Origin of the sequence: Paenibacillus caui (genome assembly GCF_019904135.1) — a bacterium.
GTDB classification, from domain to species: domain Bacteria; phylum Bacillota; class Bacilli; order Paenibacillales; family Paenibacillaceae; genus Fontibacillus; species Fontibacillus caui.
This window is the reverse complement of sequence record NZ_JAIOGQ010000004.1, coordinates 13,389-39,437: the sequence shown is the minus strand read 5'-3', so window position 1 is coordinate 39,437 and position 26,049 is coordinate 13,389. Positions and strand designations below refer to the sequence as shown.

The window sequence follows — 26,049 nt, the reverse complement described above, 5'->3', positions numbered from 1 at the left end:
TGCCCCCGTGCTAAGACGGTAACGTTTTTTTGCCGTAAGCAAAAGCTTGTTCCGATCTCGTATGCAGAACCTTTTGAACAACGGCGTCGACTGTAAGTCCGACCTGCTCGCGCTGCTCTTTCACGCTGCCATGCTCGATGAAACGGTCCGGAATGCCCATCAGTTTAACGTCACAGCCTGTAACCTCATGTTCGGCATAAAATTCGAGCACGGCGCTTCCAAGGCTGCCGGCCTGGCAGGCTTCTTCAAGTACAATGACCGTCCGGTGGGTATTCGCCAGCTCCAGCAGCATATGATGATCGAGCGGCTTCAAAAACCGGGCGTTAACGACGGTTACTTTAATGCCGCTTGATTTCAGATGCTCCGCAGCTTCCTCGGCAATTTGCACCATTGGACCAGCGGCCGCAATGGCAATGCCTTCCCCTTCCCGAAGCTTCTCCCAGCTTCCGATCGGAATGGCCTGCAGCACTTGATCCAGTTTGACGCCCGTGCCGTTGATACGCGGATAGCGATAAGCAATCGGCCCATCGTCATAATCCAGCGCCGTCTTCATCATATGGCGCAATTCGTTCTCGTCCTTGGGCATCATCAGCACGATATTGGGAATATGGCGCATGAACGCAATATCATAGACGCCCTGATGGGTCTCGCCGTCGGCGCCGACAAAGCCAGCGCGGTCAATAGCAAACATGACATTGGCATTATGCCGGCAAATATCGTGGACAATCTGGTCATACGCCCGCTGCATGAAGGTGGAGTAAACCGCAAACACAGGTTTCATCCCCTCAAGCGCCAAGGCTGCGCACATGGTAGCCGCATGCTGCTCGGCAATGCCTACATCGATCATTCGATCCGGAAAACGGCCGGCAAACGGGATCAGTCCCGATCCTCCCGGCATGGCTGGAGTGACGGCAACAATCCGCTTATCCTGCTCGGCAAGCTCGATGAGCGTCTGCCCGAAGACTTCGGTATACATCGGGTTGCCGACCGCCTTCAGCACTTGGCCGGACTCGATCTTGTAAGGCGTAATGCCGTGCCATTTATGGGAATCCGCTTCGGCAGGCTTATAGCCTTTTCCTTTTGTTGTGCGCACATGGAGCAGGACCGGTCCGTCAACATTGTCGGCCTGCTTGAACGAATCGATCAGTTTCGTTATATCGTGCCCATCAACAGGTCCCAGGTACGTAAACCCAAGCTCCTCGAACAAAATGCCGGGCACCATCATATACTTCAGACTGTCTTTAACTTTCTCCGCGGTTTTGGCCAGCTTCCCGCCAATGGCCGGAATCTTCCTCAACAAGACTTCAATTTCATCCTTTGCCCTTAGGTAAGTGCGATCCGAACGAATCCGGGACAAGTAGTTATGCATCGCCCCTACATTCGGCGCGATCGACATTTCATTATCGTTAAGAATAACCATCAATTTCTTCTTCTCGTGGCCGATATGGTTGAGCGCTTCAAAAGCCATTCCGCCGGTTAGGGCTCCATCCCCAATGACGGGAATCACTTTGTTGTCTTCCCCTTTGAGATCTCTGGCCAAAGCCATGCCCATTGCGGCAGACAGAGAGGTGCTGCTGTGCCCGGCTTCCCATACATCGTGTTCGCTTTCGCAGCGTTTCACGAAGCCGCATAGGCCATCCAGCTTGCGAAGCGTATCGAATTTATCCTTGCGTCCGGTCAATATTTTGTGAACGTAAGCCTGGTGGCCCACATCAAAAATAAATTTGTCTTTAGGGCTGTCATAACAGTAATGGAGGGCGACTGTGAGCTCGACGACCCCCAGGTTGGAAGCAAGATGACCGCCTGTGACGGACAGCTTCTCAATGAGAAATTGACGGATCTCTGCCGCCAGCGGTGCAAGCTCATCTACGGACAAACGCTTTAAGTCTGCCGGCCCGTTGATTTGCGAAAGCAGCATCTAAAATTCCCCGCTTTCCTTTTGTTTGAAATAACTAACTGTAGTTTTGCCCCCAATTATAACATAAAAGACGGCATAGCAGAAATAACGGCAAAACCAGAGCCTATACTTCGAGATACGAGGTCATTCGGCGCCGGTTTTGCCGTTATCGGACTTATTTATGTTCATGTACGGATCAGTGATCCCGTTTCAGCAAATAATCGGACAATTCAAGCAGACGCTGCGGCTTCGGAATAATCCCGCCTTCAATAGCCTCCTTGGCTTCGGAAATCAGACGATCCGCTTCCTTTTGAGAGGCTTCCAGCCCCAGAAAAAAAGGATAGGTCACTTTCTGCATCTTAACGTCGCTGTTCGTTTTCTTGCCAAGCTTCGATTCGTCGCCAATCAGATCCAGAATATCGTCCTGAATTTGAAAGGCAGTCCCTAGGCAGCGGCCGAAGCGTTCAAGCGCCTCGAGTTGCTCTGAGGATGCCGAAGCGATGCGCCCTCCCGCTTTCAGGGAAAAAACAATGAGGTCGCCGGTTTTGTGCTCATGAATATAGCGGAGCCCTTCCAAATTCGTCGCTCCCTGCTCCGCTTCCATATCGGCAGCCTGGCCGCCGACCATGCCGCAAGGTCCGGCATAACGGGACAGCTCTTCAACGATGGCGAGCGTCTGCTCGGCGGGGACATGGTAACGCTTCGTGGACTGCACTACGCTGTAGAAAGCATGGGTAAGCAGTCCGTCTCCGGCGAGAATGGCCGAAGCTTCGCCAAACACCTTGTGATTCGTAGGCTTGCCTCTGCGGTAATCGTCGTTGTCCATAGCAGGGAGATCGTCATGAATCAGGGAGTAGGTATGAATCATTTCGACCGCACAGGCGACCGGCAATGCCGCTTCCCTGCTCCCACCGAGGCTTTCTGCCGCAGCGACAACAAGGACGGGACGAAGACGTTTTCCTCCCGCCGTAAGCGAATAATCCATCGCTTTCCTTAAGGTATCCGGAACGTTCCATTCATCCGGAAGAAAGCTTTCCAGTTCAAGATTGACAAGGTCACATATTTCTTGCATGTATATTTTGAAGGAAGCTGCCGGGCTCAAGCCTGATCACCGCTTCCCCCGTTAGGCTCTGTGTAAGGCTTCTTGGCGGGAGCCCCGTCAACCTCTACAATCATTTCGATCTTGCGTTCAACCTGCTCCAGCTTTTGTCCGCACAATTGGGACAGCTTCATGCCCTTTTGGAATAAGTCAATCGCCTTTTCCAGGGGCACATCCCCATTCTCCAGCTCGGAGACGATCGCTTCCAGCTGGTTCATGGCCTCTTCAAAGCTAATTTCCTGTTCCATCGTTCTCTCCTTCCGGCTTCATGCCCCATACCTGGCAGTCCAGTTCTCCGTCCGTCACTTTTACTTTCACAAGATCGCCGGGCTGAACCTGGCGAAGTGATTTAATCAGCCTCTGTCCGGCAGCGTCATAAACCAGGCTGTAGCCCCGGCTCATTACCTTTAGCGGACTTAGCGCGTCAAGCTGTCTGATCGCTGCATTCAGCTGCGCTGAACGATCCTTGAGGATCGAAGTCATGCTCTGCTTCAGCTGGCGGGTAAGCTCGGCTTCCCGCCGGGAGGCATGAAGCAGCTGGGATTCGGGATGAAAGCGAAGCAGCATTTCGTGCAGCTTTCCGTACCGCCCTGCCGCAAGCTTCACCTTGCCGTCCATCGTTCCGGACAACCGATGCTTCAGCATATCCAGACGCTGGACGTGCTGAAGCAGCTGGCGGCGCGGCTGGGTCAGGGCAGGAGACCGCTGCAGCCGGTCAAGCCGCTCGCGTTCTCTGGCCGCTTTATGCTGAAGCCCCTGCCGCAGCGAGCGCTCAAGCTTAAGCAGCGACTCCTTCAGCTCGGCGATATGGGGAACGGCCAGCTCGGCGGCTGCCGTCGGCGTCGCCGCCCTTAAATCCGCCACAAAATCAGCGATGGTAAAATCCGTCTCATGGCCAACCGCCGAAATGATCGGAATTACGGACTCGTAAATGGCCCGCGCGACCATTTCCTCGTTAAAAGCCCACAGCTCCTCAAGAGATCCGCCCCCTCTGCCGACAATAAGGACATCGGCTTCGTTCATGATATTCAGCTCACGGATCGCCTTCACAATTGAAGGGGCCGCCCCCTTGCCCTGAACAAGCACGGGATAAAGGACGATATGGGCCTGCGGATACCGGCGCTGAAGCGTGATCATAATATCGCGGACTGCCGCGCCTGTCGGCGAAGTCACTAGGCCTATGCTGCGCGGGAACTTCGGAATCTCTTTTTTGCGATCGGGATCAAATAGCCCTTCCAGCTCCAGCTTTTTCTTAAGCTGCTCATAAGCCAGGTACAGACTGCCAATACCGTCAGGCTGCATATGCGTGGCATAGAACTGGTATTGTCCATCCCGTTCATACACCGAAACATTGCCCCTGGCGATCACTCTCGCCCCTTCTTTCGGCATAAAAGGCAGCCGCTGGTTGTGCGAAGCAAACATGATGCATTTGATCCGGCTGTCCGCATCCTTCAGCGTAAAATACATATGCCCGCTCGAATGGTGCGTAAAGTTGGATATTTCGCCGCGGATCCATACCTCTGAAAGCAGCGGATCGCTTTCCATTTTCATGCGGATATATCGGTTCAGTTCCTTGATTGAATAGATGCGCTGTTCCATATAAGCCAAGCCCCCTTTTATCAGGCCGCTTTCATGCCGGAAAAGCCTCAGGCTAACCCGTTCAGCCGCTTGGCGGCAATCAAAGTATTCTTCATCAGCATCGTGATGGTCATCGGGCCTACACCGCCGGGCACCGGCGTAATCGGACCGGAAATTTCCTGAACACTGGCGAAGTCGACATCACCCGCAAGCTTGCCGCTGTCCAGCCGGTTCATGCCGACATCAATGACAACCGCCCCGGGTTTGACATAAGAAGCGTCCACAAAATTGGCCCGTCCAATTGCGACCACAAGAATGTCTGCCTGTTTGGTCAATTCTTTCATGTTGCTTGTGCGGGAATGGCACATCGTCACCGTTGCATTCTCGCGCTGCAGCAGCAGCGATACCGGTTTGCCGACAATATTGCTGCGTCCGATGACAACCGCGTGCTTGCCGCTCATCTCAATGCCTGTCCGCTTGATCAGCTCAATAACGCCTGCTGGCGTACACGGCAGAAGGCTGTCGTCCCCGATGACCAGATTGCCTACGTTTACCGGATGGAATCCGTCAACGTCTTTTTCAACCGCAATGGCGTCGATCACCGGCTTCTCGACAATATGGGACGGCAACGGAAGCTGTACAAGAATCCCGTGGATCGTGGCTTGTCCGTTCAGCTTGTCGATCAGCCCAAGCAGTTCTTCCTGGGTCGTCGAAGCCGGAAGGCGATGTACCTCCGAGTAGTAACCAAGATCGATGCAGGCCTTCTCTTTGTTGCGAACGTAAACCTGCGATGCAGGATCCTCGCCTACCAGGACAACGGCCAGACCGGGCTGAACGCCCTTAGCCTTCAAAGCATCCACTTCCTGACGCAGCTGGCTGCGAATATCTGCCGAAACCTGTTTTCCGTTAATAATGGTTGCGCTCATGATTCTCCTACTCCTTATGCATATGATTTGATTGTTGTTGTGATTGATCGATATCCTGGATCATCTTGCCCAGAACACCGTTTACAAACTTGCCCGATTCCTCGGTTCCAAAATGCTTGGAAAGCTCGATCGCTTCGTTAACAGCAACTTTAGCCGGAACGTCATCGCGAAAGACCATTTCGTATGCCGCAAGGCGAAGAATTTGACGATCGACACGGGACAAGCGGCTGATTTGCCACCCCTTCAGATACTGCTCCAGCATGCCGTCAATCGCCGTCTTGTTAGCGGAAACCCCGGCAACAAGCTCCAGGATCAATGATTGTGCGGCCTCAGGGTCTTTGATACTGCCCACCGCGCTTTCATTGTCGCCTGCGGCTTCGGCAAGCAGCATCGTAATCGCCTCTTCCGCGTTCACCTCATTCATTTCCATCTGGTACAAGCTTTGAACCGCGATTTCTCTAATTAAACGTCTTTTCACTGGATTTCCTCCTGATATTAATTCAATACTTGTCATAAAACGAAAAAACCTGTGACATGCTATTCTCCACCGCCAAATGAGGCATTATTCAGCTAAGCTCTGGTTTGCAGGGAGAAAAGCGTATCACAGGAATTATTTGAAAGGACGTCAGCGGTTGCCAAGCCAGTCCCTCAATTCTTTCCATGGTATCAAAGAGCCTTGGTCCAAATCTTTATATTTGCCTACCGTATAACCGATATAGAGGACAAGAGCGCAGAACAACATGTTCCAAAACCCGGAAATCAAATAAATGATAATCAAAAAAACAGCAGCTGCCACTCCCAGCAAGCGTCCCCTATAGCTGCTCCACATTTCTTTCCAAAACATCGGGACGTTCTCCCCCTATTCAACCCGGCTTTTGATGACAGGCGATTGTACAAGGTTGGCTATGTACACGGTGACAAAAGAAACCGGAATGCCAGTAATTTCCTCTACATGGTCATGAACCTGTTTCTGCACTTCTTCCGTAAGCGGCGGGATTGCCGTTTCTCCATCCACCAGCGCACGAATATGAATTTCGAGTCCTGCATCCGAGACGCGGATTCGGGTCTTGACATCTCTTACACCGCGAATGCGCGTAGCAGCTTTATAAGACAGATTCTCGATCGTTTCCACTGAAATCTGAATATCCCCATAATCCGTTCTTTGGTCAATCGACGGCAGCGAAGCCCTGTCCCGCCGGATGGAGATGTAAAAGAAGCGGACGCTCAGCAAAAACAGCACCGCAGCAATAACCAATGCGGAAATATAAAGAGTGTCCTTTTGAAGGGCATCAAAAGAAACCGGCACCGCATTTGTCAGCAGGAGGATTGCAATCACACATACTATGCCGATACTGAGACTGTATATAAACAGCAAAAGTCTGTCCAAAATTTTTGCCACGAAGCTTGCAGCCTCCTTAAATTATAGTAAACCCCTGACAAGAATCGTCGGGGGTTTAATTGTCATTTATTTTACCCTGTTGCTGAGGTCCGTTGTTTCTTCCGCCTTGTCAGCCGGCTTGAAAATCACATCATGAATGTGCACGTTCACTTCCACAACGGAAAGTCCCGTCATCTGTTCGATGGACCGTTTGACATTGCGCTGAACTTCTGTCGCCACTTCAGGAATCCGGTTGCCGTATTCCACAATAATCGAAACGTCAACAGCCGCTTCGCGCTGGCCTACTTCCACTTTCACGCCTTTGGACAAATTCTTTCGTCCAAGCAGTTCGGCAATACCTCCGGCGAAACCGCCGCTCATGCCGGCAACGCCCTTCACTTCCACGGTTGAAAGCCCGGCAATGACTTCAATGACTTCAGGCGCGATTTGAATTTCTCCAATATCGGTACGTTCAAATTCAGTCGGCAAAGTACTCATGTTCTTCTCCACCTCTCAGGTAAGTTGCGAAAGTCCCCGCATCGATAGAGGCAAGCGCACTTATTATAAATACTATATCATTTTGCCCCTATTATGACAAACTTGGTCCAGTTCTTTAGATCTCGTTCTCTTCCAGAAATTTGATATCAAAATCACCGCGGACAAATACCGGATGTTCCAGCAGCTTCTGGTGAAACGGAATAGTTGTTTGAATCCCTTCGATCGCAAACTCGGCCAAGGCGCGCTTCATTTTGACAATCGCTTCTTCGCGCGTCGGAGCCCATACAATCAGCTTCGCAATCATGGAATCGTAAAAAGGAGAAATGGTGTACCCCGGGTACGCCCCGCTGTCCACCCGAACTCCAGGACCGCCGGGAGGAAGATAGAACTGGATCTTCCCTGGAGCCGGCAGAAAATTGCGTGACGGGTCTTCGGCATTGATCCGGCATTCAATGGACCAGCCGTTCAGAACGACTTCGTCCTGCTTGAAGGATAGCGGATTGCCTTCGGCCACCGAAATCATCTCTTTAATCAAATCGACGCCGGTTACCATTTCCGTCACCGGATGCTCGACCTGAATCCGCGTATTCATTTCCATGAAATAAAATTGTCCGTCCGGACCAAACAGGAACTCAAGCGTCCCCGCGCCGGAATAGCTCACTGCGAGCGCCGCTCGGACGGCCGCTTCACCCATTTCTTTGCGTTTGTCCTCGGACAGAACAGGGCAAGGAGCTTCTTCCACCAGCTTCTGGCGGCGGCGCTGCACCGAACAGTCGCGCTCTCCGAGATACACCGCATTGCCGTGACGGTCCGCCATAATCTGGATCTCCACATGCTTCATGCCTGTCAGGTATTTCTCCAAATAAACGCCGGCATTGCCGAACGCCTTCTCCGCTTCCTGCTGCGCAGTCGTAATCTGCTGAATCAGTGCAGCTTCATTCTCCGCCAGGCGGATGCCTTTGCCGCCCCCGCCCGCCGTAGCTTTGATGATCACTGGATAGCCGATTTCCTTGGCAACTTTAACCGCCTCATCCAAATCCTCGATGATGCCGTCAGAACCGGGTATGACCGGCACCCCGGCGTCCTTCATCGTCTGCTTAGCTACGGACTTGTCGCCCATCCGGCTGATGGCGTTTGCCGAAGGGCCGATAAAAGTGATATTGCAGGAATCGCAGATTTCCGCGAAGTCCGCATTTTCGGACAAAAAGCCGTAGCCCGGATGGATGGCATCGCATTCTGTAAGCGTCGCAATGCTCATCAGGTTCGTGAAATTAAGATAGCTGTCTTTGGCAAGCGTAGGACCAATACAGTACGCCTCATCAGCCAGACGTACATGAAGCGAATCTTTGTCGGCTTCGGAATAAACCGCTACGGTAGAAATGTTGAGCTCCCGGCAGGCTCGTATAATCCGAACCGCGATTTCGCCGCGGTTGGCAATCAGTATTTTATGAAATTTCATCGTTTTATTCCTCCTGGTACCTTAATTAAAAGCGCTTTTATTCCGGCTTCACCAAGAAGAGGGGCTGACCATACTCCACAAGCTGGCCATTTTCAACCAATACATCGACGATCTGACCATTGATTTCGGCTTCGATCTCGTTCATCAGCTTCATCGCTTCGATAATGCAAACGACGGTCTTTGCGGAAACCCGGTCCCCTACATTGGCAAAAGGAGTTGCGTCAGGTGACGAGGCACGATAGAACGTACCCACCATCGGGGATACAATTGTATGTAAACTAGGATCCTGGGGCTTCTGCTCCGCCGGTTCAGCTGCGGCCTTCACTTCTTGCTGCACCTGAGGGACAGGAGCAGGAACGGCTTGTTGAACCGCTGGTTGTACCTGAACCACTTCCGTTTTGCCCGGTTTGCGAATCACGAGGCGCGTGCCCTCATTTTCAATTTCCAGTTCATGTACGGAAGTTTCATTCACCAATTTGATCAATTCTTTAATTTCACTCAATTTAAACATACCAACAAATCACTCCTTCAGCTTTTTTGAAGAACAGCCTTTCCTGAATCCGGCCAAGACGTGCAAAGGTTCAGGCAAGCCATTCTTGGTAAAGAAAGTAATCCCCGCTTGAGATGGCACCTGCAAACGCAACTTCCTTTAACACCTGCAAAAGCTTTTAGTACTGGATCAAGAACATAACTTTATGTATTATATCACAATGTGATGAAATAGAAAGAGCCCGAGGTTCGCCCTGGACTCTTTACGCTTTATTTTCGGTTGGAAACGATTACTTGGTGCTAATGTACTCCACTTTGACTTTTTCTTGGGAGACGCCAAGCTCGCTGATGACAAGATCAATAATGGACGCAGCCTCTTTGGCCTGCAGCTTGTCGTTCTTCACAATGACTTTATAGCCGCTGTCCCCTTCAGTGACTACCGTGTCGCCGAACTTCTGCGAAATTTGCTCTTCGATGCTCGTGATTTTTGACTCTTTGTCCTGCAGAGCATTCAGTTCATTGCCGGCCTTCGCATTCTCTTCAGGGGACTTGCTGAGGTCGCTCATGGCCTGGAGCAGTTCATCTTCCTTCTTGGCGTTGGCCGCTTGGCGCTCATATTGATAATTTGTGATGATGTCGCTGCCAGCCGTCCCTTGGGCCTCAACCGTTTGAAGCACTTCTTCGTCGGATTTGGACGTCTCACTTTGTTCAGCGGCTGCGGACTTGCCATCGGTTTCCGCTGCCGAAGCGTTGCTGCCATCCTTGCCGGCTGCCTGATCCTTGGAAGTGCCGCCGTCAGCTGTTTGGTTGCCCGCTGCTGCATTGTCCGCCTGTGTTTGGCTGCCGTCACCCGCGGCTGCGCTCTGGTCATCCGATGCGGAGGTAGAGGAAGCCGTTCCGTCTTGTGCTTCATCACCCGTGATTTCCGTAGCCACAGCGCCATCTTCCCCGGCTGGATCGTCCGCAGCCGTAGCATCGTCCGTTCCCTTGCCGTCGTTTACTGTAACCTGCTGCCCTTCAGCGGCTTTAGGGTTAGACGAACCGGAATCTTCCGTGAACAAATAATACGCCGAGAGAATGACCATCAAACTAAGCATGGAGACGAGCCAAATGGTTTGTCTTTTCGTTTTCATCTTTATTTCCTCCTAATTGGTTGGTTTTAAACTGCTCTGATACTTTTGTTACTCTGATACTTTTCTGGGGGCTACCGAGATCCTGAAGGACGGAACGTTTAGTCCCTTTTCCACCGCATCGATGATCATTTGCTTGACCAGCTTGTTTTCCGCCCCCTTGGCTACAACAAGCACGCCGCGGATCTGGGGCTTCACTCGCTTCGTTACGATCGGCTGCTGGTCGCCAGATACTTCATACGTCACGATTTCACCGTCTCTTGTATACTCCGTGATGTGCCTTTTCCCGCCGCTCGCATCAGTTTCGTCAGTTAACTGCTGACTGTCTTTCACATTGCGCTGAAAGACGGTTTCTTCTGTCGAATCAACCGTAACCATGACATCAACGGAGCCGACTCCAACAATTTTCTCGAGAATGTCCCTTGTTTTGCTCTCCATTTGGACTTCAATGCTGTCAAAGGGACTGCCGCCGGTTCCTTGCTCGGGAGCTTGTACGGAAGTATCAACCGCGCCGGAGGGAGGTTCCCGTCCGACACCGCCCGTGTCCATCTTTTTGACATGTACAAACGAATTGAACAGCATAAACGCGATGCCGATAAGACCGATAATAATGAGCAGCCTGAAGGTATGTAGTTTCTTTCTTCCGCCTTCACCCCCTCCGATCCACTCTTCCACCTTCTTCAGCCATTTCATCAAGCCTCACCTCCTTTACCGCTGATTTCCTTCACTTTCCGTCAGAAGCTGAATCATGCTCCGATCAATCCCCCAATTTCCTCCCAGAAGCGTATATATTTTTTCTGTGTCGGCCGTTTCCGGCGCAGCCGTCACTTTTTGATCATCACGATCATCCGGCCCCGCCTGGTTTTCAGCCGTTTTGCCCGAATCGCTCTGTCCCGTTACCCCCTTATCCGCATTCTGATCTGCAGCAATGATGCGACCAACTCCTATGTGAACCGGCTCAACTGCGGGAACCTGAATCGTTCCTTTGGATGAACCGGGTGATTTCCCGGAATTTGTATCCGCCATAACCGCTTCATCCGCTTTCTCCGGAGGGCTCAGATAAACCTTGACACTGCTGATGACCGGCTTGTCATATTCTTCCGCATCTTTTCCTTCCCCGGTTTTGGAACGTTCAATCTTTAAAGTGACGGCAACCTTGTCTACATCAAGCCCCGTTCCCGCCTCGATCTGATTCTTCATCTGCCGAGCCGTCTCCGAGCCCGCCCATTTCAGCGTATCTTCCTGCTGCGACAGCCTCAGCTTCTCGCCCTCCTGCAAAATCTGTTCGAGGCTTGACCGCTGCGATTGCTGAGGCTTCAATTGCTCTTCAATCGCCGCTCTCAGTTTTTCCGCGGGATTGCCCCTGAGAAGCTCCATCAGCGGCGTAAGCAGCGCCATCAGAATCAGAAGACTGAGCACCAGTTTCACATACCTTTCCATCGAGCGGTTTGGCAGCAGCATTTCGATAAAGACGGACAGCAATACAATAAAGATGATTTCTTTGAGCCACTCGCTGAGCCACGCCATGTTTGTCAATTCCCCCGCCTTTCAAGCTTTTAGCGCATCATAACCGTTATATTGCCGGCCGTAATCATGATCGTTATCGCCAGGAAGAACATCAGGCCCACCGCTGCCAAGACGGCGAATACATAGATCATGCTTTTGCCTATCGTTTCAAGGCAGGCGACGATCGGCGTGTCGCCCAGCGGCTGCATAACCGCCGCCGAAAAATTGTATATCAGCGCAAGCGTGAGGATTTTGATAGCCGGAAAAGCGCAAAGAAAAAGGATGATGACCACGCCGACCAGACCAACCGCATTTTTGACAAGCAGGGAAGCCGATATGACCGTATCCGTCGCATCGGAGAACACTTTGCCCACAACCGGAACAAAGCTGCCCGTTAAGAACTTGGCCGTTCGGATCGTAACTCCGTCCGCCACGGAGGCCGCCACCCCTTTGACTGAAATGACGCCCAAAAAGACGGTCAGCAGAACGCCGAGCAGGCCCATGGCCACTATGCGGAACAAATCGGCGAGCTGCGTAAGCTTGTACTTCTCGCTCATCGAGCTTACGATGTGCAGAACCGCCGAGAAGAACAGCAGCGGGAACACCACGACGTGAACAAGGGTTCCTACCGTATGGACCATGAAGACAACTAGCGGGTGCGTAACGGATACGGTAACGACGTTGCCCATAGAGGCCAGCAGCGCAAACAGCAGCGGCACCATCGCCATCATAAAATCAATCATTCCCGTAATGGCCTTGGTCGCGTAGCTTATGGCCACACGGAAGCTGTTGATGGCCAGAATAATCATGACCATATGACAGATGGAATAGGCGATTTTACCGACATTGCCTTTCTCAAAAGCGCTCTGCAGCGTTTCCAGCAGCATGCTCAAAACCGTAAGCACTACGATGGTCACCAGTATCTTTGCGCTATACATCACTTCATGCCACATGAATCTGAACAAACCGGTGAGCCCCGCCGAAATGCTGAAGCCGTCTCCTCCGGGAAGGATCATGTCCTTGAACGCAGGCAGGCTTCCTTCAGGAAAAAAGCCTCCGTACTCCTTCAACAGTTGCTGCCAGTAATTTTCAATTTCTTCTGTCTTCAGCTCTTGCCCGCCGGATTGATTTCCTTCCTGTTCGTCTGCCGGGGAAGCAAGAGCATGCGCCGGTAGCAGAAAAAGCAGCCAGAGCAGCGTTACCAGTGCCGCAATTGTAATGCAGAGCCGGTGTTTCATGAATGATTCCTCGTTTCTAGGCGGGCAGCAGATTTACAACCGTTTCGATAATAATGCCGATGATCGGGATAGCCAGCACCATGATCAGGACCTTTCCCGCCAGCTCGATTTTGGAGGCAATTGCTTCCTGGCCGGCATCACGTACGGTTTGGGCACCGAGCTCTGCGATGTAAGCAATGCCGATTATTTTGAGTATCGTCTTCAAGTAGATGGTTTGTATGCCCGATTCGGCTGCGAGCTGTTCCAAAGTGTCAATGATCGTGCCGATTTTTCCAATCAGAAACAAAAAGATCGCAATTCCCGCAAATGCCGCAATCAGAAAAGCAAAGATCGGTTTCTGTTCCTTCAGAACAAGCGACAGAATCGCTGCAATGAGTCCAAGACCGACAATCTGGATCATTTCCATTCCAGCTCACCTACTGAAACAGAAAGATCGTCTTAATTTGCTGAAATAGGCTGTCCAGCATGCGAACAACCATAAACAGGACCACGACAAATCCGATCAGCGTCACCCAATGTGCCATATCCTCTTTTCCCATCTGCTTAAGCACCGTATGAATCATCGCGATAATGATTCCGATACCGGCAATTTGAAATATAGCGTTCACTTCTATGTTCATGAAAAAGGCACCTCGCTGTTTTCTCCGTAAATCCGCGTCCGAGAAAGTCACTGTTTCTAGTAGATCAAGATCACAATGAATGCGCCGACAAGCAATCCAAGGCTTCTGGACATCTTCTCATAGCGCGACTGCTCTTCCAAAGCCTGAGCTTCCTCCGTCTCCAGTGCCCTGACAGCCGATTGGATGTGGCTTTTCTGGCTGGTCCGGTCGCTCGTTCCGAGTGTAAAAGCGAGCTGGTACAGCACTTCCCTTTCGGGCGTTTTCATGGAAGTATTGCTCCAGTTCGCTTTTAGGGCATGATGCATGCTGTCCTGAGCAGTCCAGCTGCGGGGAGCTTCCATCGCATCGGCCGCGTCTGTAAACAGCTTTTTGAGCGGCTCGCGGTTTTGGGCTCCGATTCGTCTCAGCGCTTCCGGGAGAGGGATAAAGCCATAGCCGATTTCCGTCTCCAGCCTTTGAAGCGATAAGATCAGCCGCCTGATCTCGCCGGGCCTGGCCGCAAACCTTCTCGCCTGAATCCATCCCGCCACCGTACCGGCCAATAAAATCATGATAGCCCCAAGCATTTTCAGCATCTGGTCCACCGCCTTTCCTAAAATCGTGATGACTTTTCACTAAAGCAGCGGTTTTTGCTCTCCGTCGAAAACCCTGAACCTAAAGCCGTGTTCTCCGCGGCTCAGCGACACAAATCGCTGAAACAGCTTCCCGCCGGCCATTTCGGCAAGCAGCGGACTAAGCGCGGCCCCGCTGCCAATGCCTTTTCCATGTGCCGTAGCGATCACCCGGACACCGGCATGGAGCGCTTCAACCAGGGCGACCGCATCTTCGGGACGCCCGATCTCGTCCACCATAATGACGTCAGGCGACATGGAGCGGATCATCATCATGATCCCTTCCGCTTTCGGACAGCCATCCATGACGTCGGTTCGGGGGCCGACATCAAAGCTCGGGACTCCCTTGCGGCTGCCGGCAATTTCCGAGCGTTCGTCGATGATGGCTACTTTAAGTCCCGGCCATTTCTCCCGGGCGGGTCCGAAGCTGCCGCTGCTGATCGCCCGGGCGAGGTCCCGCAGCAGCGTTGTCTTTCCCTGCTGCGGGGGTGAAACAATGAGCGTATGGAGCACGCTTTTTCCCCGGATGTCCAGAAGATGCGGGAGCACGCTGTCGGCTGCGCCTTTCACTTCTCTCGCAATCCGCAAATTGAAGCCGCTGATATCCCGGATGTGTTCCACGCGTCCCTTGCTCAGGACGGTTCGTCCCGAAAGCCCCATCCTGTGGCCGCCCGGCAATGTGATAAATCCCTTCCTCAGTTCTTCCTCCATGGTATACACCGAATGGTTCGTAATGAGATCAAGCAGGCGATGACTTTCTTCCCGGCCTGTCCGGACGGCTTCCCTGGCATTTACCGTCAGTCCCCCATCCGCCTTCAGGAAGTAAAAGCGGCCCCCTGCGTTGATCTCCAGCGGACGTTCTTCCCGAATCCTTACCTCCTCCAGTTCCTTGAGCAGCTGTTCCGGAAGCCGAAGCAGCAGAGAACGGATCGTCTCGGGAAAAACGGACAGCCAGGCTGCATCCATCCAGGCCACACCTCCATCACTGCAAGCTAGATTCTTGTTCTTCGAAGTCTATATCATTTTATGCTTGTACCTATCTTTTATGACGGAATCTATCTATCATTTCTTCAAAATTCCGATTAAGAGGCAGGCTACACCGCAAGCAATCCAGGCCATTTTGCTCCAGGAAAGCTTGTCAGCCATGCCGGCAAGTCCGATGGAGGTGGTTATAAGCAGGACGGTAGGACCGACAAAGGCAAGCGCCGAGTTGACAGCAAGCGCTTTGTCCACCCGCCCGAGCCTAATCATCAAAAGTGCGGCCAAAATCTCGAGCGAGCCGGATAGAAACCGGAGTGACGCCATGCCGGCGACGAATTTATCTAGCATATAAACCTCCTCTACTTGTCCGGATGTACTTAATCGATATGCAGCCTGGCCACTTTTTAGTCCAGTTTGGAGCATAAAATATACCTGCCAATTCCTCGTAAAGCGGCGCAAGGACAGCGTTAGATTTTCGCAAAAAAATAAAGAAGCTGCCCGGGGAGTCTTCGTTCAAAGACCCGGACAGCTTCCGAACAGCTTCTTCATATCATTAGTAAAGAGCCGCTTTATGATTTTTTATTCTTCTCTAAGAGTTCTGCCGCGATTTATTTAGCGGCGCACCTGCGGGCCGCCGACAAATGCTTTCTCAGCCGTATCCAATCCGTAAGCGGTATGGAGCGCCTTGACTACTTCGTTCAGCTTCTCGCTTTCGATTACGCATGAAGTTTTGATCTCGGATGTACTTACCATCTTGATGTTAACACCCTGTTTGGAAATGACACCGAACATTTGCGCAGCCACGCCCGGATGGCTGACCATTCCGGCGCCAACAATCGAAACCTTGACCAGATTCTCTTCCGAGGTAACTTCGCGATAAGGCAGCTCGCTGCGAATGCCTTCAATCACATCAAGCGCCTTCTGGCGATCATTAAGCGTTACGGTAAACGAAAAATCCGCTTCCCCGTTCTCAACACCGCTTTGTACAATGATGTCCACGTTGATTTGAGCTTCGGCCAAAGAGCCGAAAACTTTCGCTAGTACGCCCGGGACATGGGATACACCCATAATCGTAATGCGGGCGACATTTTTGTCATAGGCAATGCCGCTGACTACGACGCCTTGTTCCATCTTGACTTCCTCCTTCACAACCGTTCCTTCATTATGGTTAAAACTCGACCGTACCACCAGCTTCACTTGATGATGCTTCGCGTATTCCACCGCTCGAGGATGCAGAACAGCGGCGCCAAGATTGGCGAGCTCCAGCATTTCATCGTAAGAGATTTCGTTCAGCTTGCGGGCACAAGGTACAATGCGCGGATCCGTAGAGTAAATCCCGTCCACATCCGTATAAATTTCGCAGACATCGGCCTTGATGGCTGCGGCCAAAGCTACTGCAGTCGTATCGGAACCGCCTCTGCCGAACGTAGTGATTTCATTATTTTCGGTCATGCCCTGGAATCCTGCCACAACAACAATATGGCCTTCCTCGAGCGAAGCCAGCACGCGCTGAGGCTGTATGTCGGTAATGCGGGCATTGCCATGTACAGACTCCGTACGGAAACCGGCTTGCCAGCCAGTATAGGAAGTGGCTTTGCTGCCAAGCGCTTGGATTGCGATGGAGAGCAGAGCAATGGAAATTTGCTCGCCGGTGGTCATCAGCATATCCATTTCCCGTGCGGGCGGCTCAGCGCTAAGCAGCTTGGCCTGATCAATGAGATCATCCGTCGTATCGCCCATGGCGGACACAACAACGACGCATTGATGGCCTTCTTTTTGTTTCTCAACGACACGTCTTGCGACACGCTGCATCCGCTGGATATCCCCAACGGAGCTGCCGCCGAACTTCATAACGTATAAAGCCAAAATATTCACTCCATTTCAGGTCTTCAATCAATATAAAATGAAAGATCCCTATCACTGAAAATAAAGCCTTTAGAACACCCGTGCCGAATTATTCTATTATTTAGAATAGAACAAATCCGCTCTACGTTTATTTTAGTTATCCAGCGCTTCTTTGGTTCATTCATTTTATCTGACTTCCGCTGTTATGTTAACACTTTAAATCAGTATAATATGAAAGCAGGTAGAGAAGTCAATGATTTTGCTTCTATTCCAAAAAAATTCCTCCACCAGGCGGTGGAGGAATTCTTTCCGCCTGCAGACGGCGGCAAGCTGATACCCAAATTCCTAACCGGCTGCAGGACGAACTTGGGTTAGGCGCGGGAAATATATTTGCCCTCGCGCGTATCGATCAGAAGGACATCGTCTTCATTAATGAAGAGCGGAACCTGAACGCTCAGACCTGTTTCGAGTTTGGCGTTTTTGGTCGCCCCGGTTGCGGTATTGCCTTTGATTCCGGGTTCGGTTTCAACGACTTTCAACTCGACGTTAGTCGGCAGGTTGATACCTAGAATTTCGCCTTGGTAGCTTACAATCTTAACATTCATATTTTCTTTGAGGAAGTTGAGTTCCCATTCCAGCTGTTCGGAAGTCAGGCTGAATTGGTCATAAGTCTCGTTATCCATAAACGCATGCTCCTGCCCGCTTGCATACAGGTATTGCACGTCACGGTTCTCGATTTGGGCACGGCCGATGGTTTCGCCAGCACGGAATGTACGCTCAACCGTGTTGCCGTTGCGAAGGTTCTTCAGCTTGGTGCGGACAAATGCTGCACCTTTGCCTGGCTTAACGTGCTGGAAGTCGAGAACCGTAAAGATATCTCCCTCCACTTCTACTGTAAGTCCTGTCTTCAAATCGTTAACTGAAATCACACAAGTAACCTCCTCAAAATAGATGCAGCATGATGCTATGCTAAATGTTGTTCTTCTGTTCACCCGCTCAGCAGTGTGATATTGCCTGCCTGGCAATAATTACAGAATGATAAAGTCTTTGGGAGACTCTGTCAAGCGGCGAATTCCCGTCTCGGTAATGACTACGTCGTCTTCGATCCGTACGCCTCCAACTCCCGGCAGGTAAATGCCCGGTTCTACCGTAACAACCATGCCCGGCTTAAGAATATCGTCGCTCAGCTTGGACAATCTTGGAGCCTCATGAACTTCCATGCCGAGGCCATGGCCTGTGCTGTGGCCAAACTGCTCGCCATACCCGTATTTTGCGATAATATCGCGGGTAAGAGCGTCCGCTTCGCGGCCTGTCATGCCCGGGCCCAGTTTCGCCAGCCCGTTCAGCTGGGCTTCCAGCACGATATCATAAATTTCGCGAAGCTGATCAGACGGCTTGCCGACCGCTACCGTTCTGGTAATATCCGAACAGTACCCGTTCAGCAGAGCGCCGAAATCCATCGTCACAAAATCTCCGCTGCCGATTACACGCTCGCTTGCAACGCCGTGAGGCAGAGCGGAACGCTCGCCGGAAGCGATGATCGTATCGAAAGAAGAAGAGGTCGCCCCGTTTTTACGCATGAAAAATTCCATTTCAATGGCAACTTCCAGTTCGGTAAGACCGGGTTTGATGAATTCCAGCATGTGCATGAAAGTGCGGTCAGCCAGATCGGCCGCCTCTTTCATAACAGCCAGCTCCTCGTCGTCCTTGATGATGCGAATCTGCTCAACAAGCCCGCTCGCTGGAATAAGCTGAACACCCGCAAGCTCCTCCGCATATTTGTTATAAGCAGAGAAAGACAAGTTGTCGCTTTCAAAGCCGAGCCGGGTTGCCTTCTGGGCCTGAAGCAGTTCTTGAAGCGATTGCGATACGGAAGGGCCATGCTCGACAACGTCAAAACCGACAGCCTGCTGAGGCGCCTGCGTCATGTAACGAAAATCTGTCAGAAGATACGCTTTCTCCGCCGTGATCAGCACATAACCGGAGGAACCGGTAAATCCGGTCAGATACCGGCGGTTAATGGAGCTTGTGATTAATAAAGCATCCAGATTCCGCTGCTGCAGCGCTTCGCGCACCTTGATTACTCGTTTGTTAGCCATGTTCATATCTCCTTATTTCCCGCTGATGTATCCCGAATCAAGCGCAAAGAAAGCCCGTTCAACAGATGTGGCACGTTGCCAGATGGTTTATCAGCTTGGCACCGGCGGAAGAAGGTGTTGTATGCACATTACTTCAAACGCGCGGATGCCTGAAATATGTACGAAGGCAACCGGAATTTTCGCTCTCCTACAAGAGTACCGCATACTGGAGACATATAGCTTACAGAGTTTGCGTTTACCGGGTTCGGCAGGAATCCGTCAATGTCCCCTCAGGGCCGCTAGGAAACGGCGATCAGGGCTACTTCATCAGTAGATGGAATCTTCTAAACAACCAAAACCCATTTTAACACAGGAAAGCTAGAATTGAGAAGTATTTTCCCCTAAGCGGGCGATTTCTCGGGCTCCCTGAGCCGGTCCTCCGTAAATTCAAGCGCCGTCGTATATCCGATAAAAAGTCCCCACAGCACAAACAGGCAAAATTCGCTGATCACGCTGGTCCATCCCATCGTTCTCAAAGGCTCGGTCAACATAAGGCTTGGGGACAACACGCCATAGATGACAACCCACCACCATATGCCGTAGAGGATTCCGGGCCAGGGCCCCTTTAGCTTGCGAAGGATAAGTACATACAGCAAGGAGGCAATGACGGAGAATACGGTGAAGTACAGCCAACCGATAAAGTATCCGGGCTGTGTTTTCAAATACGCATGTTTAAAAAAAGGCTCCGCCAGAAATCCGGGAATCACGATCGTAAAGCGCATGAAATAAAAAAATCCGTGGACGGCGCCCCAAATGAGGCCCGCGAAAAAGCCGAGCTCAAGCGCGAACCAAACAGGATCCGTCTTCTTTTTTGTATTTTCATTTTTTTGCTGAGCCATTGGAATTCTTCCCTTCCTTCCCTATCTGCTGTTTGAATTTGGATCGCACCTTAGTATGACCAATTTGAATAAGCCTAAACCAACTAGAATTTATGCCCGAAATTCGATACAATGAAAAATACCAAAGGGAAGCCGGTTAACGCTTCATTTGGGGACGAAATCCGTCATACCATTTCATTGATTAGGGAAGGTGAAGTTGTGCCGAAAGCATCCAAACCGGGCATCTATGGCGGCCAGGCCGTTATTGAAGGCGTAATGTTCGGCGGAAAACATGTTAACGTAACCGCTGTGAGACGTAAATCCGGTGAAATTACATTCCTTGAAGTTCCGAGAGAGGACAAGGCGTGGGTTAAAACGCTACGTAAAATTCCGTTTGTCCGTGGAATTGTCAGCATTATAGATTCCAGCGCCAAGGGATCCAAGCATTTGAATTACTCTGCAGAGGCGATGGCCGATGACCAGATGAATCCCGAAGAGCGCGCCAAGCAGAAAGAGAAAGAGGAGTCCTCCTTCTCCCTGACCATGATCGTAGGGGTCGCTGTCGCGGGAATTTTGTCGTTTATAGTTGGCAAACTTATTTTTACGCTTGTTCCTGCAGTACTTGAAGACCTGTTGTTCAAAAGTATCATCAATCACCGCGTCCTCGACACGATCATTGAAGGGGTTATCAAAATCGTGCTGCTGCTGGCGTATCTGTGGATTATATCCCAAACGCCCGTCATCAAGCGCCTGTTCCAGTATCACGGCGCCGAACACAAGGTCATAACGGCATACGAGGCCGGCGAAGAATTAACGCCAGCCAACGTCCAGAAGTACAGCCGCCTGCATTACCGGTGCGGCAGCAGTTTTATTATTTTGACGGTGATTGTCGGCATTATCGTGTATTCCCTCTTCCCCTGGGACAATATTTGGGAAAGGGTATTCATCCGGATTCTCCTGCTTCCGGTCGTTATCGGTCTGTCCTTCGAGCTGCTGAAATTCACCAACTCCGTGCGTGACATTCCCGTTCTCCGGTTTCTCGGTTATCCGGGGCTTTGGCTGCAGCTTCTGACTACAAAGGAGCCTAGCGACGATCAGGTAGAGGTATCGATCGCCTCGTTCAACCGGATGCGGGAACTTGACGTCCAGTTGCAAAGCGAAACAGCGAAGAGCAGTTTGCCGGAAAGTCCAACACTTGATCCCGTGAAAGGGTGATAAAGCCATGAGAAGACATGCGATTATTTTTTGGACGGTTATGCTTTTGGCAGCGGCCGGACTGGTCAATTCGCTCATGTATAATTGGGTGTCTTTAATCATTCCGGTAGCGCTTCTCGTTCTGGTGTATGTTCTGTACAAATATCCGCCGAAACGTTACCGCAAAGGCCCAAAAATCAAGCCTTCCGCAAAAACCGCGGCTAAGATGGCCGCGTCGCAGCGGCGCTCGTCGGCTGCATCCCAAGGTTTGCCAGGCGGGAAGCGCAAAAGTTATCCTTTTCAGGTTATCGATGGCCAGAAAGGAAAGAACGACGACGATATTCCCAAATTTCATTAATTACTATCACACCTATCACGCATCACGAATCAAGCCTTAAATGCCTGCAGATATTTCAGGAATTGAACTTCATAATCCTTGGCGTTCCACTCGCCAAAAAATTTATGGCCTGCGCTTACTCCCGATTCAAAAAGCTGCAGGCTTTTTTCTTTTCCAAGATCAAATTGGGTGGTGCCGACGCCAAGCGTCGGTATTTTGATTGTACGGAACCGCTTGGATTGTTCGATATATCTTTGATCATGCGCGGACAGCATCGTTTCCACCATGGCTTGAAGCATCGTAAAAGGCCCCTTTATGCGATTGGGACGACCAGTCGTCTCTCCTACCATTTGGAAACCTACGGTGGGAATCAGCTGTCCTCCGGGCCGCGGTCCATCCTGGTCAAACAGCCATAAAGGCAAATTGCTGAGCATTCCCCCATCCACTACATAGACAAACTGGTCGGAAAAAGGGCGTGCCATCGCTTTCCTGGATGGAAGGCGCAGCATCACAGGATCAAAGAAATAAGGGATGCTGCAGCTCATCCTGACGGCACGGGCAACTTCAAAGCTCCCCGATTCGAGGCCCAGCTTGCCTAAATCATCCGGCAAAACGAGAATTTTCCCATTGGTAATGTCGGAAGCTACAATGGACAGCTTTCCTTTCTCCAAATCACGGAAAGTCCGGATTCCTTTCGCCGCAAGAATTTTTCGAATCCAGTTCTCAAGAGCTTCTCCGGAATACAAGCCTTTCTTAATCAATACGCGCAGCGCCGGACCGATGAGCCCCATGTTGAATATAGGGGCGCGTTTCAGAAAAAGGGTGAATGAGGTACCCATAATAATGTCCTTCATTTCATCCGCTGTGTACCCCGCGGCCAGCAAAGCCGCGACGATCGATCCGGAGGACGTCCCGGCCAGCCTGTTAAAACGCACACCGTGCAGCTCAGCCGCTTTGACGGCGCCCGCAAGTGAAATCCCTTTGACTCCGCCGCCTTGAAATACGCCGTTTATCAGCACAAAAACAGCCCCCATCCCTATACATAGGTAAACCTTTCGGTTACTGCTTATGTATGAGGCAAGGGGGCTGTCATATGCTAATAACTCTAATAATATTAGTTAAGTCCGTAATATGTTCTCAGGAGCTCAATTAGTCCGAGCGGATTTTTGCGCAGGTGGCTCGCATTGTAGAAAATGCTGCCCTGAATCTGGTCATACCTTTCATTATATTTCAGCTGATCGATAATTTCCTGGGCAGTCTGCCAACCTTTCTGCGGAGATCCGATCTTGTAAGGCGCATGCCCAATATACAACTTGACGGAGGTGCCGGAGACTTCATTCGCCCACCAATCCACAACTTTGTTGTAGGCTGCAACGGTATTGTCGAAGCTCCAATATACCTGCGGGGCGATATAATCGATGTATCCGTTTTGAATCCAGGTTCTGGCATCGGCATACATGTTGTCATAAGCGGGAGTTCCCGAAGTGTCCGATCCGGTCGGATCGGCCGAACTGTTGCGCCAAATTCCGAAAGGACTGATACCGAAAGAGACTTGCGGCTTGGCGCCGTGGATGCTCTGATCCAGATCGCGGACAAATGTATTGATGTTGTCGCGCCGCCAGTCTCCCTTTGTCTGGAAGCCCTTAGGATTATATTCTTTGAAAGCCAGGTCATCCTCAAAAGGATCGGAATCCGATTCATGAGGATAGAAGTAATCATCCAGATGTACCCCATCGATGTCGTATTGATCTACGACTTCCATGACAGCATCGATAATATGCTGCCTGGCGGCCGGTATTCCCGGGTTGATGTACAACTTTCCGCCCTGATCAATAATCCATTCAGGATGCTGAACCGAGACGTGGTTCGATGCCAGCTTGCTTGAATCGCTACCGCTGGCCGTGGCCCGGAAGGGATTGAACCAGGCGTGGAACTGCATGCCGCGTTTGTGCGTTTCCTCGATCACAAAAGCAAGGGGATCATAGCCCGGATCTTTGCCTTGGTTTCCGGTCAAATATTGGGACCACGGAATAAGCGAAGAACGATAGAGCGCATCCGCCGCTGGACGGACCTGTAAGAATACGGCGTTAATCCCTGCAGCCTGCAGATCATCCAGCAGCCTTGTATATTCTTGCTTCTGCATCTCCTCATTGCCTTTCGATAAGCTGCTGGGCCAATCAAGATTCATGACCGAGGCGATCCAGGCGCCGCGCAGGCTGTTGCTGCCGGTCAAATTGCCGCTTCCTCCACCATTCTCCCAGCCTGGGGTCGTCAGCGTAATGACCCGGGCGGCCTGGTTCCAACTGACGGTCAGCCCGAGGTGTTCGCCTACAAAACGCAGCGGAGCCATCGTCCGGCCTGCAACGGCCTGCAGCGGGACATCCAATGTGACGCTGCCGCCATTTACGGTTGCCGTCTTTTTCCCCAGCGTAAGCTTGATCGTGGAACCGTCCTTCTGAATGGTCACCGACTTGCTGGTTTGGTTCCAGACGACCGAAGCGCCGATCCCGTTCGAAATGACCCGCAGGGGAACCAGAGCCGTTCCCGACGTAACATAAGGAGCCACATCGCTGGCCAAGGCTTGGCCGTCGAGCATCATCGCGATCGGAGCTTCTCTTGCGTTTGCTTCCCCGGACATGGCGCTGAGCGGAAGCAGCACCATAAGCACCGTCATGGCCATGAGGGACCATTTCCAAAATTTCATTCCGTTTCCTCCCCAAATGACACGAATTACAAATTTAAAGTTTTGCTTCCGAAATAAATAAGCATCTGCCGCAAGACAGACACCTTATCAAGAACCGCTTAACAACTCATTATGAATATTGCTCAGCTCTTCCAGCCGGCTTTTGTCGCGCCGAAAATATTCAACCAAAGTTTCAATGCATGTAATGGAGTCCCAGCTTAAGTGATGCTCTATGCCTTCAACATCTTTATATATGTTCTCTTCCTGAACACCGATCATTTCCAGAAACTCTTCCAGAAGCGCATGACGGTCCACCAGCCGTTTTCCGACCTTCTTCCCTTTGCTGGTCAGCACCAATCCACGGTACTTCTCATAGATCAAGTATTCATCTTTGTCCAGTTTCTGGATCATTTTCGTAACTGATGATGGATGAACCTCCAGTCCTTCCGCTATATCGGACACGCGGGCATACCCTTTCTCATCAATCAGCTTATAGATGCGCTCCAAGTAATCTTCCATGCTGGGCGTTGGCATCTGCTTCCCTCTTTTCCTTAGTTCAAACGGTCACGGCCGCTCTTCTTCACTCTGTAATGATACATGTTTCTGCAACTTCTTGGCAAGTCCCGAAGCCCTGCGGCACAGTTCCGTGACAAATTTGCCACGACTTTGATGGCCCCAAGGGTGAAGGCCGCAAGGGACTAGAAATCGGACTGGCCTATGGCTAAAATAGAAATTATTTCCTCAAAATGCGAGCCATGCCGGCGTGATCTGCTGCAGCCATATCGTGATCCGCGTTAAACGTCCGCTAAACAGCAGAATGCCCATCAGAATCATGATCAGGCCACCGCATTTCATGATCCAGCCGGAATGCTTACTCAAATTTCTTGCCGACCCGACATAGAACGCGAACATAAAAAACGGCACTGCAAAGCCTGCCGTATAAGCGGTTATCAGCTTAAACCAAGCGGTGTGCTCGCTTGCGGCCAAAGCGATGACTCCGGCCAGTATCGGTCCGACACAAGGCGACCAGCCTGCCGAAAATCCGATGCCTAGCAGAAATGAACCGAGATATCCGGCAGAACGGCGAGTTAATCCGGGCTTCCATTCATGCATGAACAAACGCGGCTGAATGGCCCCTGTAAGAAAGAGTCCCATTCCGATCATGACAAGCCCTGCTGCTTTCCGAATCCAGTCCCTGTAGCTGTGGAACACGAAGCCGAATATTCCGGCGCCATAGCCGAGAGAGTAGAATACGGCAGAGAAGCCCAGAATGAACACCGCAGTATGCATGAACACCCTGAATCGTACGGAATTCCGGTTTAGCCCTGTCTTCAACGTATTTAGCGACAGGCCGGTTATGTATGAAATGAAAGACGGATAAAGCGGAAGACAGCAGGGCGATATAAACGAGGCCACCCCGGCTGCAAACGCCACGCCGACAGAAATATTCCCCAACCCAAAAACCTCCTCGCAGCTTTAGCTAAGCATCCTGTTAAAAACTTTCGCAAGTCTTATACAAGCTACTATCAGCTTACGCCGCAGGACAGGAGACAAGAACCGGCCGGGCCGGATGAAGCAGTCCAACACAACCTTTCACGGCTTTTTGCCGTGACAAGTTTGATTC

At 51.3% G+C, this 26,049-nt stretch carries 30 protein-coding genes; 2 read left to right on the top strand and 28 right to left on the bottom strand.

Going from position 1 to position 26,049, the window contains the following annotated elements:
* Nucleotides 1-10: 10 nt before the first annotated feature.
* From dxs to K7397_RS03320, 24 genes are all read right to left on the bottom strand, one after another.
* A complete protein-coding gene (dxs, locus tag K7397_RS03435) occupies nt 11-1,918 on the bottom strand; it encodes a 1-deoxy-D-xylulose-5-phosphate synthase (protein WP_223066548.1) in 1,908 nt (635 codons plus the stop codon).
* Nucleotides 1,919-2,093: 175 nt separating this feature from the next.
* Nucleotides 2,094-2,969, bottom strand: a complete 876-nt coding sequence (locus K7397_RS03430; protein ID WP_223066682.1) for a polyprenyl synthetase family protein — start codon at nt 2,967-2,969, stop codon at nt 2,094-2,096.
* A 26-nt stretch (nt 2,970-2,995) separates the two neighbouring features.
* Nucleotides 2,996-3,244, bottom strand: a complete 249-nt coding sequence (gene xseB, locus K7397_RS03425) for an exodeoxyribonuclease VII small subunit (protein WP_223066547.1) — start codon at nt 3,242-3,244, stop codon at nt 2,996-2,998.
* Nucleotides 3,228-4,595 carry an exodeoxyribonuclease VII large subunit gene (gene xseA / locus K7397_RS03420; RefSeq protein WP_223066546.1) on the bottom strand — a complete coding sequence of 456 codons (1,368 nt, stop codon included), beginning with the start codon at nt 4,593-4,595 and terminating at the stop codon, nt 3,228-3,230. Before xseA ends, xseB begins: the two co-directional genes overlap by 17 nt.
* 47 nt (nt 4,596-4,642) lie before the next feature.
* Entirely contained in the window at nt 4,643-5,500 is an 858-nt protein-coding gene (folD, locus tag K7397_RS03415; protein WP_223066545.1) for a bifunctional methylenetetrahydrofolate dehydrogenase/methenyltetrahydrofolate cyclohydrolase FolD, read from the bottom strand.
* Between the two features lie 7 nt (nt 5,501-5,507).
* The gene (nusB, locus tag K7397_RS03410; protein ID WP_223066544.1) at nt 5,508-5,978 is read right to left on the bottom strand and encodes a transcription antitermination factor NusB; all 471 of its coding nucleotides are present in this window, start codon (nt 5,976-5,978) and stop codon (nt 5,508-5,510) included.
* Nucleotides 5,979-6,125: 147 nt separating this feature from the next.
* Complete coding sequence (locus K7397_RS03405) at nt 6,126-6,344, bottom strand: DUF2273 domain-containing protein (protein WP_223066543.1); 219 nt, start codon at nt 6,342-6,344, stop codon at nt 6,126-6,128.
* 15 nt (nt 6,345-6,359) lie between these two features.
* Nucleotides 6,360-6,899: an alkaline shock response membrane anchor protein AmaP gene (gene amaP, locus K7397_RS03400; RefSeq protein ID WP_223066542.1), complete on the bottom strand. Its 540-nt coding sequence runs from the start codon at nt 6,897-6,899 to the stop codon at nt 6,360-6,362.
* A gap of 66 nt (nt 6,900-6,965) precedes the next feature.
* Complete coding sequence (locus tag K7397_RS03395; RefSeq protein ID WP_223066541.1) at nt 6,966-7,376, bottom strand: Asp23/Gls24 family envelope stress response protein; 411 nt, start codon at nt 7,374-7,376, stop codon at nt 6,966-6,968.
* A 115-nt stretch (nt 7,377-7,491) separates the two neighbouring features.
* Nucleotides 7,492-8,835 (bottom strand): acetyl-CoA carboxylase biotin carboxylase subunit, encoded by a 1,344-nt coding sequence (gene accC, locus K7397_RS03390; RefSeq protein WP_223066540.1) that lies wholly within the window; start codon nt 8,833-8,835, stop codon nt 7,492-7,494.
* A 37-nt stretch (nt 8,836-8,872) separates the two neighbouring features.
* The gene (gene accB / locus K7397_RS03385) at nt 8,873-9,346 is read right to left on the bottom strand and encodes an acetyl-CoA carboxylase biotin carboxyl carrier protein (protein ID WP_223066539.1); all 474 of its coding nucleotides are present in this window, start codon (nt 9,344-9,346) and stop codon (nt 8,873-8,875) included.
* A 268-nt stretch (nt 9,347-9,614) separates the two neighbouring features.
* Nucleotides 9,615-10,457: a SpoIIIAH-like family protein gene (locus tag K7397_RS03380; protein ID WP_223066538.1), complete on the bottom strand. Its 843-nt coding sequence runs from the start codon at nt 10,455-10,457 to the stop codon at nt 9,615-9,617.
* A 48-nt stretch (nt 10,458-10,505) separates the two neighbouring features.
* Nucleotides 10,506-11,147 (bottom strand): stage III sporulation protein AG, encoded by a 642-nt coding sequence (gene spoIIIAG, locus K7397_RS03375; RefSeq protein WP_420488743.1) that lies wholly within the window; start codon nt 11,145-11,147, stop codon nt 10,506-10,508.
* 15 nt (nt 11,148-11,162) lie between these two features.
* Nucleotides 11,163-11,981: a stage III sporulation protein AF gene (gene spoIIIAF / locus K7397_RS03370; protein WP_223066536.1), complete on the bottom strand. Its 819-nt coding sequence runs from the start codon at nt 11,979-11,981 to the stop codon at nt 11,163-11,165.
* Between the two features lie 29 nt (nt 11,982-12,010).
* Nucleotides 12,011-13,198 (bottom strand): stage III sporulation protein AE, encoded by a 1,188-nt coding sequence (spoIIIAE, locus tag K7397_RS03365; protein ID WP_223066535.1) that lies wholly within the window; start codon nt 13,196-13,198, stop codon nt 12,011-12,013.
* A 16-nt stretch (nt 13,199-13,214) separates the two neighbouring features.
* The gene (spoIIIAD, locus tag K7397_RS03360) at nt 13,215-13,604 is read right to left on the bottom strand and encodes a stage III sporulation protein AD (protein WP_223066534.1); all 390 of its coding nucleotides are present in this window, start codon (nt 13,602-13,604) and stop codon (nt 13,215-13,217) included.
* A 10-nt stretch (nt 13,605-13,614) separates the two neighbouring features.
* Nucleotides 13,615-13,818: a stage III sporulation protein AC gene (gene spoIIIAC / locus K7397_RS03355; RefSeq protein WP_068696094.1), complete on the bottom strand. Its 204-nt coding sequence runs from the start codon at nt 13,816-13,818 to the stop codon at nt 13,615-13,617.
* Between the two features lie 56 nt (nt 13,819-13,874).
* Nucleotides 13,875-14,393: a stage III sporulation protein SpoIIIAB gene (gene spoIIIAB, locus K7397_RS03350; RefSeq protein WP_223066533.1), complete on the bottom strand. Its 519-nt coding sequence runs from the start codon at nt 14,391-14,393 to the stop codon at nt 13,875-13,877.
* A 39-nt stretch (nt 14,394-14,432) separates the two neighbouring features.
* Nucleotides 14,433-15,395: a stage III sporulation protein AA gene (gene spoIIIAA, locus K7397_RS03345; protein ID WP_223066532.1), complete on the bottom strand. Its 963-nt coding sequence runs from the start codon at nt 15,393-15,395 to the stop codon at nt 14,433-14,435.
* Nucleotides 15,396-15,491: 96 nt separating this feature from the next.
* Nucleotides 15,492-15,758, bottom strand: a complete 267-nt coding sequence (locus K7397_RS03340; protein ID WP_223066531.1) for a YqhV family protein — start codon at nt 15,756-15,758, stop codon at nt 15,492-15,494.
* A gap of 264 nt (nt 15,759-16,022) precedes the next feature.
* Nucleotides 16,023-17,276 carry an aspartate kinase gene (locus K7397_RS03335; protein WP_223066530.1) on the bottom strand — a complete coding sequence of 418 codons (1,254 nt, stop codon included), beginning with the start codon at nt 17,274-17,276 and terminating at the stop codon, nt 16,023-16,025.
* Nucleotides 17,277-17,626: 350 nt separating this feature from the next.
* Complete coding sequence (gene efp, locus K7397_RS03330) at nt 17,627-18,184, bottom strand: elongation factor P (RefSeq protein WP_223066529.1); 558 nt, start codon at nt 18,182-18,184, stop codon at nt 17,627-17,629.
* Between the two features lie 99 nt (nt 18,185-18,283).
* Complete coding sequence (locus K7397_RS03325; protein WP_223066528.1) at nt 18,284-19,354, bottom strand: M24 family metallopeptidase; 1,071 nt, start codon at nt 19,352-19,354, stop codon at nt 18,284-18,286.
* 380 nt (nt 19,355-19,734) lie between these two features.
* The gene (locus K7397_RS03320) at nt 19,735-20,232 is read right to left on the bottom strand and encodes a YqhR family membrane protein (protein ID WP_223066527.1); all 498 of its coding nucleotides are present in this window, start codon (nt 20,230-20,232) and stop codon (nt 19,735-19,737) included.
* Nucleotides 20,233-20,430: 198 nt separating this feature from the next.
* Between K7397_RS03320 and K7397_RS03315 the strand changes: the two genes are divergently transcribed.
* On the top strand, nt 20,431-21,426 hold the full coding sequence (locus K7397_RS03315) for a DUF1385 domain-containing protein (protein ID WP_223066681.1): 996 nt from the start codon (nt 20,431-20,433) through the stop codon (nt 21,424-21,426).
* A gap of 7 nt (nt 21,427-21,433) precedes the next feature.
* On the top strand, nt 21,434-21,763 hold the full coding sequence (locus K7397_RS03310; RefSeq protein WP_223066526.1) for a hypothetical protein: 330 nt from the start codon (nt 21,434-21,436) through the stop codon (nt 21,761-21,763).
* 29 nt (nt 21,764-21,792) lie between these two features.
* Here K7397_RS03310 and K7397_RS03305 read toward each other — a convergent pair whose 3' ends face one another.
* The 4 genes from K7397_RS03305 to K7397_RS03290 all read right to left on the bottom strand — a co-directional run bounded on the left by K7397_RS03305 (nt 21,793) and on the right by K7397_RS03290 (nt 25,880).
* The gene (locus K7397_RS03305) at nt 21,793-22,761 is read right to left on the bottom strand and encodes a patatin-like phospholipase family protein (protein WP_223066525.1); all 969 of its coding nucleotides are present in this window, start codon (nt 22,759-22,761) and stop codon (nt 21,793-21,795) included.
* 95 nt (nt 22,762-22,856) lie between these two features.
* The gene (locus K7397_RS03300) at nt 22,857-24,446 is read right to left on the bottom strand and encodes a family 10 glycosylhydrolase (protein ID WP_223066524.1); all 1,590 of its coding nucleotides are present in this window, start codon (nt 24,444-24,446) and stop codon (nt 22,857-22,859) included.
* An 87-nt stretch (nt 24,447-24,533) separates the two neighbouring features.
* On the bottom strand, nt 24,534-24,959 hold the full coding sequence (gene mntR, locus K7397_RS03295; RefSeq protein WP_223066523.1) for a transcriptional regulator MntR: 426 nt from the start codon (nt 24,957-24,959) through the stop codon (nt 24,534-24,536).
* Nucleotides 24,960-25,166: 207 nt separating this feature from the next.
* Complete coding sequence (locus tag K7397_RS03290; RefSeq protein WP_223066522.1) at nt 25,167-25,880, bottom strand: cytochrome c biogenesis protein CcdA; 714 nt, start codon at nt 25,878-25,880, stop codon at nt 25,167-25,169.
* Nucleotides 25,881-26,049 lie beyond the last annotated feature (169 nt).

Bases quoted from the DNA above. Each gene is read 5' to 3' on its own strand.
- folD (WP_223066545.1), bottom strand. From the start codon at position 5,500: ATGAGCGCAACCATTATTAACGGAAAACAGGTTTCGGCAGATATTCGC.
- mntR (WP_223066523.1), bottom strand. From the start codon at position 24,959: ATGCCAACGCCCAGCATGGAAGATTACTTGGAGCGCATCTATAAGCTG.
- K7397_RS03325 (WP_223066528.1), bottom strand. From the start codon at position 19,354: ATGGCTAACAAACGAGTAATCAAGGTGCGCGAAGCGCTGCAGCAGCGG.
- spoIIIAF (WP_223066536.1), bottom strand. From the start codon at position 11,981: ATGGCGTGGCTCAGCGAGTGGCTCAAAGAAATCATCTTTATTGTATTG.
- K7397_RS03430 (WP_223066682.1), bottom strand. From the start codon at position 2,969: ATGCAAGAAATATGTGACCTTGTCAATCTTGAACTGGAAAGCTTTCTT.
- K7397_RS03300 (WP_223066524.1), bottom strand. From the start codon at position 24,446: ATGAAATTTTGGAAATGGTCCCTCATGGCCATGACGGTGCTTATGGTG.
- spoIIIAG (WP_420488743.1), bottom strand. From the start codon at position 11,147: ATGAAATGGCTGAAGAAGGTGGAAGAGTGGATCGGAGGGGGTGAAGGC.
- spoIIIAE (WP_223066535.1), bottom strand. From the start codon at position 13,198: ATGAAACACCGGCTCTGCATTACAATTGCGGCACTGGTAACGCTGCTC.
- xseB (WP_223066547.1), bottom strand. From the start codon at position 3,244: ATGGAACAGGAAATTAGCTTTGAAGAGGCCATGAACCAGCTGGAAGCG.
- K7397_RS03310 (WP_223066526.1), top strand. From the start codon at position 21,434: ATGAGAAGACATGCGATTATTTTTTGGACGGTTATGCTTTTGGCAGCG.
- xseA (WP_223066546.1), bottom strand. From the start codon at position 4,595: ATGGAACAGCGCATCTATTCAATCAAGGAACTGAACCGATATATCCGC.
- K7397_RS03340 (WP_223066531.1), bottom strand. From the start codon at position 15,758: ATGCTAGATAAATTCGTCGCCGGCATGGCGTCACTCCGGTTTCTATCC.
- K7397_RS03395 (WP_223066541.1), bottom strand. From the start codon at position 7,376: ATGAGTACTTTGCCGACTGAATTTGAACGTACCGATATTGGAGAAATT.
- spoIIIAC (WP_068696094.1), bottom strand. From the start codon at position 13,818: ATGAACATAGAAGTGAACGCTATATTTCAAATTGCCGGTATCGGAATC.
- spoIIIAB (WP_223066533.1), bottom strand. From the start codon at position 14,393: ATGCTGAAAATGCTTGGGGCTATCATGATTTTATTGGCCGGTACGGTG.
- K7397_RS03380 (WP_223066538.1), bottom strand. From the start codon at position 10,457: ATGAAAACGAAAAGACAAACCATTTGGCTCGTCTCCATGCTTAGTTTG.
- spoIIIAA (WP_223066532.1), bottom strand. From the start codon at position 15,395: ATGGATGCAGCCTGGCTGTCCGTTTTTCCCGAGACGATCCGTTCTCTG.
- K7397_RS03320 (WP_223066527.1), bottom strand. From the start codon at position 20,232: ATGGCTCAGCAAAAAAATGAAAATACAAAAAAGAAGACGGATCCTGTT.
- spoIIIAD (WP_223066534.1), bottom strand. From the start codon at position 13,604: ATGGAAATGATCCAGATTGTCGGTCTTGGACTCATTGCAGCGATTCTG.
- K7397_RS03405 (WP_223066543.1), bottom strand. From the start codon at position 6,344: ATGTTTTGGAAAGAAATGTGGAGCAGCTATAGGGGACGCTTGCTGGGA.
- accC (WP_223066540.1), bottom strand. From the start codon at position 8,835: ATGAAATTTCATAAAATACTGATTGCCAACCGCGGCGAAATCGCGGTT.
- accB (WP_223066539.1), bottom strand. From the start codon at position 9,346: ATGTTTAAATTGAGTGAAATTAAAGAATTGATCAAATTGGTGAATGAA.
- dxs (WP_223066548.1), bottom strand. From the start codon at position 1,918: ATGCTGCTTTCGCAAATCAACGGGCCGGCAGACTTAAAGCGTTTGTCC.